11 protein-coding genes are annotated in these 12,930 nt (G+C 62.2%); 9 read left to right on the forward strand and 2 right to left on the reverse strand.

All coding sequences use genetic code 11. The annotated features are described in order from the left end of the window. Positions 1–365 precede the first annotated feature (365 nt). Entirely contained in the window at positions 366–1,820 is a 1,455-nt protein-coding gene (thiI, locus tag CAF70_RS02305; RefSeq protein WP_085621708.1) for a tRNA uracil 4-sulfurtransferase ThiI, read from the forward strand. Positions 1,821–1,947: 127 nt separating this feature from the next. Beyond that, positions 1,948–3,768: a translational GTPase TypA gene (gene typA / locus CAF70_RS02310; RefSeq protein WP_016712460.1), complete on the forward strand. Its 1,821-nt coding sequence runs from the start codon at positions 1,948–1,950 to the stop codon at positions 3,766–3,768. 183 nt (positions 3,769–3,951) lie between these two features. Here typA and CAF70_RS02320 read toward each other — a convergent pair whose 3' ends face one another. Beyond that, the gene (locus CAF70_RS02320; protein ID WP_003259873.1) at positions 3,952–4,356 is read right to left on the reverse strand and encodes a YkgJ family cysteine cluster protein; all 405 of its coding nucleotides are present in this window, start codon (positions 4,354–4,356) and stop codon (positions 3,952–3,954) included. 184 nt (positions 4,357–4,540) lie between these two features. On the opposite strand from CAF70_RS02320, the gene CAF70_RS02325 reads away from it, so the two are divergent. From CAF70_RS02325 to CAF70_RS02345, 5 genes are all read left to right on the forward strand, one after another. Further along, the gene (locus CAF70_RS02325; RefSeq protein ID WP_085621710.1) at positions 4,541–6,991 is read left to right on the forward strand and encodes a glycogen/starch/alpha-glucan phosphorylase; all 2,451 of its coding nucleotides are present in this window, start codon (positions 4,541–4,543) and stop codon (positions 6,989–6,991) included. Positions 6,992–7,247: 256 nt separating this feature from the next. Next, on the forward strand, positions 7,248–8,258 hold the full coding sequence (locus CAF70_RS02330; protein WP_085621711.1) for a class 1 fructose-bisphosphatase: 1,011 nt from the start codon (positions 7,248–7,250) through the stop codon (positions 8,256–8,258). Between the two features lie 3 nt (positions 8,259–8,261). After that, a complete protein-coding gene (locus CAF70_RS02335; RefSeq protein ID WP_085621712.1) occupies positions 8,262–8,858 on the forward strand; it encodes a DUF924 family protein in 597 nt (198 codons plus the stop codon). A gap of 295 nt (positions 8,859–9,153) precedes the next feature. Next, positions 9,154–9,408, forward strand: a complete 255-nt coding sequence (gene bamE, locus CAF70_RS02340; RefSeq protein ID WP_085599846.1) for an outer membrane protein assembly factor BamE — start codon at positions 9,154–9,156, stop codon at positions 9,406–9,408. Beyond that, entirely contained in the window at positions 9,405–9,977 is a 573-nt protein-coding gene (locus tag CAF70_RS02345; protein WP_085621713.1) for a lipocalin family protein, read from the forward strand. Before bamE ends, CAF70_RS02345 begins: the two co-directional genes overlap by 4 nt. Positions 9,978–10,010: 33 nt before the next feature. On the opposite strand, the gene CAF70_RS02350 is transcribed toward CAF70_RS02345, so the two are convergent. Further along, positions 10,011–11,375: a formimidoylglutamate deiminase gene (locus CAF70_RS02350; RefSeq protein WP_085621714.1), complete on the reverse strand. Its 1,365-nt coding sequence runs from the start codon at positions 11,373–11,375 to the stop codon at positions 10,011–10,013. Positions 11,376–11,520: 145 nt separating this feature from the next. Between CAF70_RS02350 and hutC the strand changes: the two genes are divergently transcribed. Together hutC and CAF70_RS02360 are read left to right on the forward strand one after the other, a co-directional pair. Beyond that, positions 11,521–12,231 (forward strand): histidine utilization repressor, encoded by a 711-nt coding sequence (gene hutC / locus CAF70_RS02355; protein ID WP_178076340.1) that lies wholly within the window; start codon positions 11,521–11,523, stop codon positions 12,229–12,231. Next, positions 12,228–12,800 (forward strand): HutD family protein, encoded by a 573-nt coding sequence (locus CAF70_RS02360; protein WP_085621716.1) that lies wholly within the window; start codon positions 12,228–12,230, stop codon positions 12,798–12,800. Before hutC ends, CAF70_RS02360 begins: the two co-directional genes overlap by 4 nt. Positions 12,801–12,930: the final 130 nt, after the last annotated feature.

Raw genomic sequence — 12,930 nt, forward strand, 5'->3', positions numbered from 1 at the left:
ATGGCGAGCGCGGGATAAAAGGGGGCGTTTGCGGGCATCTGGTGGTGGGTCGATGGGGAAAAATGCACCCTTAAGATGCGAATTTTTGTAGCAGTGCACTGATATGGTGCGATGGTTGGGTGGTGTGCATTGTTCAAGGGCCTCTTCGCGGGCACGCCCGCTCCCACAGGAATTACACTGCATTCGAAATCGGTGCAGTCCCTGTGGGAGCGGGCGTGCCCGCGAAAGGGCCGGGACAGGCAGCACAAAACCTGCTTCCTGCATTTATCTGCAAGCTTCTGATCAAAAGTTGGTCAAATCCTGAGCAATTTCCGCTATAATTCGCGCCCCTCATTTTCGGCAGGCCCTGTGCGCGCTGTTAACCAATGAAACTTATCGTCAAAGTCTTCCCAGAAATCACCATCAAGAGCCGGCCGGTGCGCAAGCGCTTCATCCGCCAGCTCGGCAAGAACATCCGCAACGTGCTCAAGGACCTCGACCCTGAGCTCGTGGTCGATGGTGTCTGGGACAACCTCGAAGTGGTCACCCGCGTCGAAGACGAAAAAGTCCAGCGCGAGATGATCGAGCGCCTCACCTGCACCCCGGGTATCACCCACTTCCTGCAGGTAGAGGAATACCCGCTCGGTGACTTCGACGACATCGTCGCCAAGTGCAAGCAGCACTTCGGGCACCTGCTGGCCGGCAAGCACTTCGCCGTGCGCTGCAAGCGCGGCGGCCACCACGACTTCACCTCGATGGATGTTGACCGTTACGTCGGCAGCCAGCTGCGCCAGCAGTGCGGCGCCGCCGGCATCGAGCTGAAGAACCCGGAAGTGCTGGTGCGCATCGAAATCCGCGACCAGCGTCTGTACGTGATCCATAACCAGCACAACGGTATTGGTGGCTATCCGCTGGGTGCCCTGGAGCAGACCCTGGTGCTGATGTCCGGCGGCTTCGACTCCACCGTGGCGGCCTACCAGATGATGCGCCGCGGCCTGATGACCCACTTCTGCTTCTTCAACCTCGGTGGCCGTGCCCACGAACTGGGCGTGATGGAAGTGGCTCACTACCTGTGGAAAAAGTACGGCAGCAGCCAGCGCGTGCTGTTCATCAGCGTGCCGTTTGAAGAAGTGGTCGGCGAGATCCTCAACAAGGTCGACAACAGCTATATGGGCGTAACCCTCAAGCGCATGATGCTGCGCGGTGCCGCGCACATGGCCGACCGTCTGCAGATCGATGCGCTGGTTACCGGCGAGGCGATTTCCCAGGTGTCCAGCCAGACCCTGCCGAACCTGTCGATCATCGACTCGGCCACCGACAAGCTGGTATTGCGCCCGCTGCTGGCCAGCCACAAGCAGGACATCATCGACCAGGCCACCGAAATCGGCACCGCCGACTTCGCCAAGCACATGCCGGAATACTGCGGCGTGATTTCGGTAAACCCGACTACCCATGCCAAGCGTCACCGCATGGAGCACGAAGAAAAGCAGTTCGACATGGCCGTGCTGGAGCGCGCCCTGGAGCGTGCCAAATTCATTTCCATCGACCATGTGATCGATGAATTGGGCAAGGACGTCGAAGTCGAGGAAGTGGCCGAGGCGCTGCCAGGCCAGATCGTCATCGACATTCGTCACCCCGATGCCCAGGAAGACGAACCTCTGGTGCTGGAGGGTATCGAAGTCCAGGCCATGCCGTTCTACGCAATCAACAGCAAGTTCAAGCACCTGGACCCTACGCGCCAGTACTTGCTGTATTGCGACAAAGGTGTGATGAGCCGCCTGCACGCACACCACCTGCTCAGTGAGGGACATGCCAATGTGCGTGTTTATCGTCCGACATAAGACGCCAGGGCTGTATGGCGGCAGCATCCGCCATCGCCCTCCCGACCATCGGGCCCGCTGAGCCTCAAACCGTACATATTCGCCGCCTACACTGGCGGCAACCGAATCCTCTGATCGAGATACAGTTGTGATCGAAAATCTGCGTAACATCGCCATCATCGCCCACGTTGACCATGGTAAAACCACCCTGGTCGACAAACTCCTGCGCCAGTCCGGCACCCTGGAGCGTAACGAGCTCAACGACGAGCGCGTGATGGACTCCAACGACCAGGAAAAAGAGCGCGGCATTACCATTCTGGCGAAAAACACCGCCATCAACTGGAACGGCTACCACATCAACATCGTCGACACCCCCGGCCACGCCGACTTCGGTGGCGAGGTCGAGCGTGTAATGTCCATGGTCGACTCCGTGCTGCTGCTGGTCGACGCCCAGGACGGCCCGATGCCGCAAACCCGCTTCGTGACCAAAAAGGCTTTCGAAGCTGGCCTGAAGCCAATCGTCGTGATCAACAAGGTTGACCGCCCGGGCGCGCGTCCTGACTGGGTTCTGGACCAGATCTTCGACCTGTTCGACAACCTCGGTGCCACCGATGAGCAGCTGGACTTCAAGGTTGTCTACGCCTCGGCCCTGAACGGCATTGCCGGTCTGGACCACACCGAAATGGGCGAAGACATGACCGCGCTGTACCAGTCGATCGTCGACAACGTACCAGCACCGTCCGTTGACCGTGACGGCCCGTTCCAGATGCAGATCTCCGCACTGGACTACAACAGCTTCCTCGGTGTTATCGGCGTTGGCCGTATCGCCCGTGGTCGCGTCAAGCCGAACACCCCGGTTGTCGCCATCGACACCAACGGCAAGAAGCGTAACGGTCGTATCCTGAAGCTGATGGGTCACCACGGCCTGCACCGCGTGGATGTCGAAGAAGCCCAGGCGGGCGATATCGTCTGCATCAGCGGTTTCGACGAGCTGTTCATCTCCGACACCCTTTGCGCACCGGATGCGGTAGAAGCGATGAAGCCGCTGACCGTCGACGAGCCAACCGTTTCGATGACCTTCCAGGTCAACGACTCGCCGTTCTGCGGCAAGGAAGGCAAGTTCGTCACCAGCCGTAACATCAAGGACCGTCTGGACAAAGAGCTGCTGTACAACGTAGCCCTGCGCGTTCAGGAAACTGATTCTCCTGACAAATTCAAGGTATCGGGCCGCGGTGAACTGCATCTGTCGGTACTGATCGAAACCATGCGTCGTGAAGGCTTCGAGATGGCCGTAGGCCGTCCTGAAGTGATCATCCGCGAAGTCGACGGCGTGAAGCAGGAGCCGTTCGAAAACGTCACCATCGACATCCCTGAAGAATCCCAGGGCAAGGTCATGGAAGAGATGGGCCTGCGTAAGGGCGACCTGACCAACATGGTGCCGGATGGCAAGGGCCGTGTTCGCCTGGAATACAACATTCCAGCCCGCGGTCTGATCGGTTTCCGTAACCAGTTCCTGACCCTGACCAACGGTGCAGGCATCCTGACCTCGATCTTCGATCGCTACGACACCATGAAGTCGGGCCAGATGTCCGGCCGTCTGAACGGCGTTCTGGTATCGGTAGAGACCGGCAAGGCGCTGACCTACTCGCTGGAAACCCTGCAGGCTCGCGGCAAGCTGTTCGTTGAACACGGCCAGGAGATCTACAACGGTCAGATCATCGGCCTGAACAGCCGTGACAACGACCTGGGCGTGAACCCGACCAAGGGCAAGAAGCTCGACAACATGCGTGCTTCGGGCAAAGACGAAGTCATCGCCCTGGTACCGCCGGTTCGCCACACCCTGGAACAGGCCCTGGAGTTCATCCAGGACGACGAACTGTGCGAAGTGACGCCGAAGTCGATCCGCCTGCGCAAGAAGATCCTGGACGAAGGCGAGCGTACCCGCGCTGCCAAGAAAGCCAAGAACTGAGTTAGCTCAGGCTGAATGAAAACGCCCCCGGTCGAAAGGCCGGGGGCGTTTTTTTTGCCAGCAGGATTTGTGTCGGCCCTTTCGCGGGCTTGCCCGCTCCCACAGGTACTGCACAAGTCCTGAATGTTGTGGAGATCCTGTGGGAGCGGGCAAGCCCGCGAAGGGGCCCTTGAAGGCTAGCGCTTAGCGCCCGACCACCTTGGGCTTGTAGGCACAATACCCCGGCCGCGGCCCGACCTTGGGGTGGTTGCGGCAGGTGTCCGGCCGCTTGTCATAAATGGTGCACAGGCGGCTTTTACGATCCAGATAAAGGCAGTCGTCATTGCTCATCCGGGTCAGGGTGAAGATCCCGGATTTCTGGTTGAAGCGCTCGATGATGCCGTCCTTCTGCAGGCGCTTGGCGATGTTCTTCGGCGGTTCGTCTTTCTCGAACTCATCGACCACGCCGATACGGATCAGATCCTTGATCTTCACCTCCACCGGCAGGGTGCAGCAGGTCGAATGGCAGCCATGGCACATGTTGCTGGTGTAGCGCTGCCAGGTCTCCAGGCGGTCGACTTCGGCTGCGGCGATCAGGGTCGTTTTCATCGTTATGAGGTGTATCACGGTCTTGGGGCGCGCGATCATACCGGAATTGTTCAATTTATGAACAACCTTTTGCCGGAATCGCAGAGTGGGCATGAAAACTGCGAACGCTAACTGTCACTCCCTGTCGAAGGGTCTAGGCTCAACAGTCTCCCTCCGTTTTCGTCAACTTGCCCGAGGATGCCGCATGTCCCAGGAACCCAAAGCTCGTGACGCCGAGGTGGCCGAATTCCGCGCCGCTGTACTGGACAAGCTGACCTATGCGGTCGGCAAGGACCCGGAACACGCTTTCGACCACGACTGGTTCGAAGCCATTGCCTTGGCCGCGCGCGATCACATGGTCGATCACTGGATGGACCACACTCGTCAGGCTTATCGCCGCAGCCAGAAGCGGGTCTATTACCTTTCCCTCGAATTCCTTATCGGCCGGCTGCTGTACGACAGCCTGAGCAACCTGGGCCTGCTCGACATTGCCCGCGACGCCCTGGAAGGGCTGGACGTGGACCTGGAACGCATCCGCCTGCTCGAGCCCGATGCCGCGCTGGGCAACGGTGGCCTGGGCCGCCTGGCGGCGTGCTTCATGGAGAGCATGTCGACCCTTGGCATCGCCGCCCACGGTTACGGCATCCGCTACGAGCACGGGCTGTTCCGCCAGGCCATGGTCGATGGCTGGCAGCAAGAGCAGACCGAGAACTGGCTGGACTTTGGCAACCCCTGGGAGTTCGAGCGCGCCGAGGTGATCTACCCGATCAGCTTTGGCGGCAGCGTCGAAACGGTGCACGACACCCACGGCCAGCAGCGCCAGGTGTGGTGGCCGGGCGAGACCGTGCGGGCGGTGGCCTATGACACCCCGGTGGTCGGTTGGCGCGGGGCCAGCGTCAACACCCTGCGCCTGTGGCGTGCGCGGGCGCTGGAAGAGCTGCATCTGGAGCGCTTCAACGCCGGCGACCACCTGGGCGCGGTGGCCGAGGTGGCACGGGCCGAGAGCATTTCGCGGGTGCTGTACCCGGCCGACAGCACCGAGGCGGGCCAGGAACTGCGCCTGCGCCAGGAATACTTTTTTGTCTCGGCTTCGCTGCAGGACCTGCTGCGCCGCCACCTGAACATGCATGACAACCTGCTCAACCTGCCGGATGCGGCGGCCATCCAGCTCAACGATACCCACCCGTCGATCGCCGTGGCCGAGCTGATGCGCCTGCTGGTCGACCAGCATGAAATTCCTTGGGATACCGCCTGGGAGCTGACTGTCGGCACGCTGGCCTACACCAACCACACCTTGCTGCCCGAAGCCCTGGAAACCTGGCCGGTGGCGTTGATGGAGCGCATGCTGCCGCGGCACATGCAGATCATCTACCTGATCAACGCCTACCATATCGACGCGCTGCGGGCGAAAGGCCTGCACGACTTCGATGTGCTGCGGGCCGTGTCTTTGATCGAAGAAGACAACGGCCGCCGGGTGCGCATGGGCAACCTGGCTTTCCTCGGCTCGCACAGTGTCAACGGTGTGTCCGCGCTGCACAGCAAGCTGATGAAAAGCACGGTATTCGCCGAGTTGCACAAGCTGTACCCGCAACGGATCAACAACAAGACCAACGGCATTACCTTCCGCCGCTGGCTGTACCAGTCCAACCCGCAACTGACCGCGATGCTGGTAGAGGCGCTGGGACCGGAGCTGCTGGATGACCCCGAAGGGCGCCTGGCCAATCTGGTGCCGTTCGCCGACAAGAGCGGCTTCCGCAAACAGTTCGCCGCGCAGCGCCTGCACAGCAAGCGAGCCTTGGCCAGCATCATCCAGGACCGCCTGGGCGTCACGGTAAACCCCGAGGCGTTGTTCGATGTGCAGGTCAAGCGCATTCACGAGTACAAACGCCAATTGCTCAACCTGCTGCATACCGTGGCGCTGTACCAGGCCATGCGCAACGACCCCGGTACCGACTGGGTGCCGCGGGTGAAGATTTTCGCCGGCAAGGCTGCGGCCAGCTATCACCAGGCCAAGCTGATCATCAAGCTGGCCAACGACATCGCTCGGGTGGTGAACAACGACCCGACCGTGCGCGGCCTGCTGAAGGTGGTGTTCCTGCCCAATTACAACGTCAGCCTGGCCGAAAGCATCATCCCTGCGGCAGACCTTTCGGAGCAGATTTCCACCGCCGGTTACGAAGCTTCCGGCACCAGCAACATGAAGTTCGGCCTCAACGGCGCGCTGACCATCGGCACCCTGGATGGTGCCAACGTGGAAATGAGCGAGCAGGTCGGTGCCGACAACATGTTCATCTTCGGCCTTACCGCGCAGCAGGTGGAAGCGCGGCGCCGCGCCGGGGACTTCGGTGCGACGGCGGCAATTGCCGCATCGAGTCGCCTGAATGATGTGCTGCAGGCCATTCGCAGCGGGGTGTTCTCGCCGGATGATCCGTCGCGCTACAGCGCCTTGATCGACGGGCTGGTGGCCTATGACCGCTTCCTGGTGTGCGCCGACTTCGATGCCTACTGGGATGCCCAGCGGCGGGTCGAGGACCTGTGGCACAAGCCGCAGGAGTGGTGGCGCATGGCGGTGCTGAACACTGCGCGGATGGGTTGGTTCTCGTCGGACCGGACCATTCGGGAATATGCGACCGAAATCTGGAAGGCTCTGGATTGATGTAAGTCTGTTCCGGCCTCTTCGCGGGCACGCCCGCTCCCACAGGGACTGCACAGGTTTCGAAGGCTGTGCAATCCCTGTGGGAGCGGGCGTGCCCGCGAATGGGCCCACAACCAGACCACCGGCCTGGCGCGCGCTGAACTACCGACCTATTGTGCCGTCTGAGAGCCGTGGCGAGTCTCATCACTCGCTAGCCTGCAACTCTCCCTGTAAACTGCGTGGGTTTTTTATCCCCCCAATCCTTTCGGAGCCATACATGTCCCGCGTTACCCTGAGTCGCTATCTGATTGAGCAGACCCGCAGCAACAATACCCCTGCCGATCTGCGCTTCCTGATCGAGGTGGTGGCGCGTGCGTGCAAGGAAATCAGCCATCACGTGTCCAAAGGCGCCCTCGGCGGTGTACTGGGCAGCATGGGCACTGAAAACGTGCAGGGCGAAGTCCAGAAGAAACTGGACGTGATTTCCAACGATATCCTGCTGGAAGCCAACGAGTGGGGCGGCCACCTGGCCGGCATGGCTTCCGAAGAAATGGACAACGCCTACCAGATCCCGGGCAAGTACCCGAAAGGCGCCTACCTGCTGGTCTTCGACCCGCTGGACGGCTCGTCCAACATCGACGTCAACGTGTCGGTCGGCACCATCTTCTCGGTACTGCGTTGCCCTAACGAGTACCTGAGCCAGAACGAAACCCTGAACGAAAACGCCTTCCTGCAGCCAGGCACCGAGCAGGTCGCCGCCGGTTACGCCATCTATGGCCCGCAGACCATGCTGATCCTGACCCTGGGCAACGGCGTCAAGGGCTTCACCCTGGACCGCGAACTGGGCAGCTTCGTCCTCACCCATGAAAACATCCGCGTGCCGGAAAGCACTGCCGAGTTCGCCATCAACATGTCCAACCAGCGCCACTGGGAAGCCCCGGTTCAGCGTTACGTGGGCGAACTGCTGGCAGGCGAGACCGGCCCGCTGAAAAAGAACTACAACATGCGCTGGATCGCCTCGATGGTGGCCGACGTGCACCGCATCCTGACCCGTGGCGGCCTGTTCATGTACCCACGTGACGCCCGCGAACCGAGCAAGCCGGGCAAGCTGCGCCTGATGTACGAAGCCAACCCGATGTCGTTCATCATCGAACAGGCTGGCGGCGCTTCCACCAACGGTTACGATCGCATCCTCGACATCAAGCCGGAGAGCCTGCACCAGCGAGTGTCGGTAATCCTCGGCTCGAAGGAAGAGGTCGAGCGCGTTACCGCCTACCACAAGGAGTAAGTCATGCTCGCACCTTGGCAGCCGTTGCTGGAGTGGTGGTTCGGTTGGGGCACCAGTCCCCAGGCCGTGGCTGACGAGAAGAGCACGCTGTGGTTCGGCAAGCATCATGACGCCGAGGCCCAGGCGCTGTTTGGCGATCTGGTCGAGCATGCCCTGGCGGGTGGGCTTGACGAGTGGCAGCAAAGCCCGCAGGGCTGGCTGGGTCTGCTGCTCCTGCTGGACCAGCTGCCACGCATGATCTACCGCGACACGCCGCGCGCCTTCGAGGGCGACCGGCGTGCCCAGGTGGTGGCGATGCAGGGTTTGCAGAAACACTGGGATTACCAGTTGCTGCCGATCCAGCGGGTGTTCGTGCTGCTGGTACTGGAGCATGCCGAAGTGCTGGACTGGCAGAACCTGTGCGTCGAACGCTACCAGCTGCTGCTGGACGAGCAGCCTGAGGCCAACCGCCGGTTGTTCGAAGGCTTCCTCGACTATGCCAAGCAGCACCAGCGGGTGATTGCCCGGTTCGGGCGCTTCCCGCACCGCAATCTGGTGCTGGAGCGGCCGAGCACCAGCGAAGAGATGGATTTTTTGCTGGAGCCTGGGTCCAGGTTCTGACGCCACGCTGGCGGCTTTTTGCAGGAGCAGCCTTGCGCTGCGAAGAGGCCCTCGCGGCCCATGCATCCCTGTTGACCTTACCGGCCCTTTCGCAGCACAAGGCTGCTCCTGCAGTGTGTAGGGGCGGCTTTTTTATTGGGCGGATGATTAATGCTTTGTGATTAATCGCACAGTAGTGGCCATCCGACCAATGGTGTAGGCGCAAAGGGGGTAGGGCAGGGAACCTGGGAGGCTTTTTTTCGTCGAAGGTCACTGCAGGCCACTCGCCTGTATCCCCTCTTCAGGAGTGTCCTTCATGTCGTTGCGTTCCCTCGCCCTGTTGTCGCTGTGCGTCGTCCTGACTGCCTGCAGCAAGATCAACCAGGAAAACTATTCCAAGATCAAGGCCGGTATGAACAAGGTCGAGGTCGAGCAGCTGCTCGGTACGCCGACCGAGTGCTCTGGCGCACTGGGCATGAGCAGCTGCACCTGGGGGGACGAGAAGAGCTTCATCAGCGTGCAGTACGCGGCTGACAAGGTACTGATGTATTCAGGGCAGGGTCTCAAATGAGACGTCTGTATCTGCTGATGGGGGTATGCCTGGCGTTGCTGCTGGGCGGTTGTGCCGGCTCCGTGCATGACCCGCTGGCACCGAAAACTGCAGGCAACATCGACCTCAAGCGCTATCAGGGCAAGTGGTATGAGCTGGCGCGCCTGCCGATGCGCTATCAGACCGGCTGCGAGCAGTCCGAAGCGCACTACAACCTCAGGCTCGATGGTAGCCTCGGCGTGCTCAACCGCTGCCGCACCATGGGTGACGAATGGCTGCGTGCCGAAGGGCATGCGAACATCCAGGAACCGGGGCACACCGACAAGTTGTGGGTCGAGTTCGACAACTGGTTCACCAAGCTGGTACCTGGCGTGGCCAGGGGCGAGTACTGGATTCTGTACGTGGATGATCGCTACCGCACGGCGGTGGTCGGCAGCCCGGACCGCAAGCACCTGTGGATCCTGTCGCGCACGCCGACGCTACCTGCCTGGGAGCGCGAGAACCTGATGTCCAAGGCGCGGCAGCAGGGCTATGACACCAGCCGCTTGATCTGGCGCGCATCGGACCAACAGATCGTCAAAAGGCACTGAATTTTCTGGGGCTGCAAAGCAGCCCCGATACACTTACCCCAAAAGCTGGCGCAACACCTCGGCAAACGCCCGCGCGCTTTGCTCTTCCTGCGCATGCCGCCCCTGGCGCACCACCCACTGCCCATTGACCATTACATCGCGCACCTGGCGATCACCCCCGGCAAACAGCCAGCGGTTGAGAATGGCATCGCCATCGGCCATGGCGATGTAAGGGTCCTGGCCGTCGAGCACCAGCCAGTCCGCGCGCTTGCCTACGGCCAGCTCACCGACCGCCTGCCCCAGCGCCTGCGCACCGCCCGCCAGCGCAGCGTCATACAGCGTGCGCCCGACCATCGGCTGGTCGCCGCGATACAGGCGGTTGCGCCGCTGGTCGCGCAGCCGCTGGCCATATTCCAGCCAGCGCAGCTCCTCCACCACGCTCAGCGATACATGGCTGTCCGAACCAATGCCCATCCGCCCACCCTGCGCCAGGTAGTCCACTGCCGGGAAAATCCCGTCGCCGAGGTTGGCCTCGGTGGTCAGGCACAGCCCGGCTACCGCGCCGCTGCGAGCCATGGCGGTGACTTCATCCGGCTCGGCATGGGTAGCGTGCACCAGGCACCAGCGCGGGTCGACGTCGACATGCTCGTACAGCCACTGCAACGGGCGCAGGCCGCTCCAGGCCAGGCAGTCGTCGACTTCCTTCTGCTGCTCGGCGATGTGGATATGCACAGGGCATTGCTTGTCGCTGGCGGCCAGCACCTCGACGATCTGCCCGGGCGTCACCGCCCGCAGCGAGTGGAAGCACAAGCCCAGTTGCTGCGCCGGTTGCGCGGCCAGCAGCGGGGCCAGTTGCGCTTGCAGTTGCAGGTACTGTTCGGTGGAGTTGATGAAGCGCCGTTGCCCGTCATTTGGCGCCTGGCCGCCGAAGCCAGCGTGGCTGTACAGCACCGGCAGCAAGGTCAGGCCAATGCCGCTGCCGGCTGCGGCTGCGCTGATGCGGCGGGACAGTTCGGCCGGGTCGGCATAGGCCTTGCCCGCCTGGTCGTGGTGCACGTAGTGGAATTCGGCCACGGAGGTGTAGCCGGCCTTGAGCATCTCGATGTACAGCTGGCGGGCGATCACCTGCAGCTGTTCCGGGCTGATCTGGCCAACCAGGCGGTACATCAGGTCACGCCAGGTCCAGAAGCTGTCGTTGGGGTTGCCGGCGACTTCCGCCAGCCCTGCCATGGCGCGCTGGAAGGCGTGCGAGTGCAGGTTGGGCATGCCAGGCAGCAGCGGGCCGGCCAGCCGCTCGGCGCCTGCGGCCGAAGCATCCGGTTCGATGCTGGTCACGTGGCCATCGCTGGCGACCTCGATGCGGACATGGCTGGCCCAGCCCGTGGGTAACAGGGCGCGTTCGGCGAAGTAGGCGGACATCGGTGAAAATCCTGTTATTGTTAACTTGTATATACATATACAGGCGTTTGCCTGCCGGGTAAACTGCGGCAAGCTACCGCTCATTCCATTTGCACAAGGATCCAACGCCGTGCCGACACCTCCTGTCTCCGCGCTGGTTGCCCAGATGGGCGAGGGCCCGGCGCCGCTGTACGCCCGGGTCAAACAGATGATCGTCCAGCAGATCGACAACGGCAGCTGGCCACCGCATCACCGGGTACCCTCGGAGAGCGAACTGGTCAGCGAGCTGGGCTTCAGCCGCATGACCATCAACCGCGCCCTGCGCGAACTCACCGCCGAGGGCCTGCTGGTGCGCATGCAAGGGGTCGGCACCTTCGTGGCCGAGCCCAAGGGCCGTTCCGCGTTGTTCGAGGTCAACAACATCGCCGACGAAATTGCCGCGCGTGGCCACCAGCATAGTTGCCAGGTAATCATCCTCACCGAGGAAACCGCCGGTTCCGAGCGGGCCCTGGCCCTGGACATGCGCGAAGGCCAGCGGGTGTTCCACTCGCTGATCGTGCATTGCGAGAACGGCGTACCGGTGCAGATCGAGGACCGCTACGTCAATGCGGCGATTGCCCCCGACTACCTCAAGCAAGACTTCACCCGGCAGACGCCTTACGCCTACCTGTCGCAGGTGGCGCCGCTGACCGAGGGTGAACACGTGGTCGAGGCCATCCTGGCCGAGCCGGAAGAATGCCGCCTGTTGCAGATCGAGCGGGGCGAGCCTTGCCTGCTGATCCGCCGTCGCACCTGGTCCGGCCGCCAGCCGGTGACCGCCGCGCGGCTGATCCACCCCGGTTCCCGTCATCGCCTGGAAGGACGTTTCAGTAAATGAGTCAGTTGCAGTTGTTGCGTGCGCAGGGCTACCCGCGCATGCCTTGGAAGAACGGTGGCGGTTTCACCGAAGAGATTACCCGCGACAATGGCGAGGGCCTGGACGGCTTTGGCTGGCGCCTGTCGATTGCCGATATCGAGGAATCCGGCGGCTTTTCCACCTTCGCCGGCTACCAGCGGATCATCACCGTGCTGCAGGGCGACGGCATGCGCCTGCTGGTCGACGGCCAGGCCAGCCGGCCGTTGCTGCCGTTCGATGCCTTTGCCTTCAGCGGCGAGAGCCAGGTCAGTTGCAAGCTGCTGGGCGGGGCGATCCGCGATTTCAACCTGATCTATGCGCCGCAGCGCTATCGGGCGCGGTTGCAGTGGTTCGATGGTACCAGCCGCTTGTACAGCTCGGCGTCGACGGTGTTGCTGTTTGCGGCCAGCAATCAGGTCGAGGTGGACATTGCCGGGCGCGAGACGCAGCGGTTGGGGTTGTATGACTGCCTGCGGCTGGAAGGCAATGACCAGTTGTTGGGGCTGGATGTGCAGGGGCGCTGCTGCCTGATCGAACTCGTTACACGTTGACATAGCCGGGGCTGCTGCGCAGCCCTTCGCGGGCTGGCCCGCTCCCACAGGTACAGCGCAAGCCTTGAAGGCTGTGAAGCCCTCTGTGGGAGCGGGCAAGCCCGCGAAGGGCCGCGCAGCGGCCCCGGTT

Origin of the sequence: Pseudomonas sp. B19(2017), assembly GCF_002113165.1 — a bacterium.
Taxonomy (GTDB): domain Bacteria; phylum Pseudomonadota; class Gammaproteobacteria; order Pseudomonadales; family Pseudomonadaceae; genus Aquipseudomonas.

Bases quoted from the DNA above. Each gene is read 5' to 3' on its own strand.
- thiI (WP_085621708.1), top strand. From the start codon at position 366: ATGAAACTTATCGTCAAAGTCTTCCCAGAAATCACCATCAAGAGCCGG.
- CAF70_RS02320 (WP_003259873.1), bottom strand. From the start codon at position 4,356: ATGAAAACGACCCTGATCGCCGCAGCCGAAGTCGACCGCCTGGAGACC.
- CAF70_RS02325 (WP_085621710.1), top strand. From the start codon at position 4,541: ATGTCCCAGGAACCCAAAGCTCGTGACGCCGAGGTGGCCGAATTCCGC.
- CAF70_RS02330 (WP_085621711.1), top strand. From the start codon at position 7,248: ATGTCCCGCGTTACCCTGAGTCGCTATCTGATTGAGCAGACCCGCAGC.
- CAF70_RS02335 (WP_085621712.1), top strand. From the start codon at position 8,262: ATGCTCGCACCTTGGCAGCCGTTGCTGGAGTGGTGGTTCGGTTGGGGC.
- bamE (WP_085599846.1), top strand. From the start codon at position 9,154: ATGTCGTTGCGTTCCCTCGCCCTGTTGTCGCTGTGCGTCGTCCTGACT.
- CAF70_RS02345 (WP_085621713.1), top strand. From the start codon at position 9,405: ATGAGACGTCTGTATCTGCTGATGGGGGTATGCCTGGCGTTGCTGCTG.
- CAF70_RS02350 (WP_085621714.1), bottom strand. From the start codon at position 11,375: ATGTCCGCCTACTTCGCCGAACGCGCCCTGTTACCCACGGGCTGGGCC.
- hutC (WP_178076340.1), top strand. From the start codon at position 11,521: ATGGGCGAGGGCCCGGCGCCGCTGTACGCCCGGGTCAAACAGATGATC.
- CAF70_RS02360 (WP_085621716.1), top strand. From the start codon at position 12,228: ATGAGTCAGTTGCAGTTGTTGCGTGCGCAGGGCTACCCGCGCATGCCT.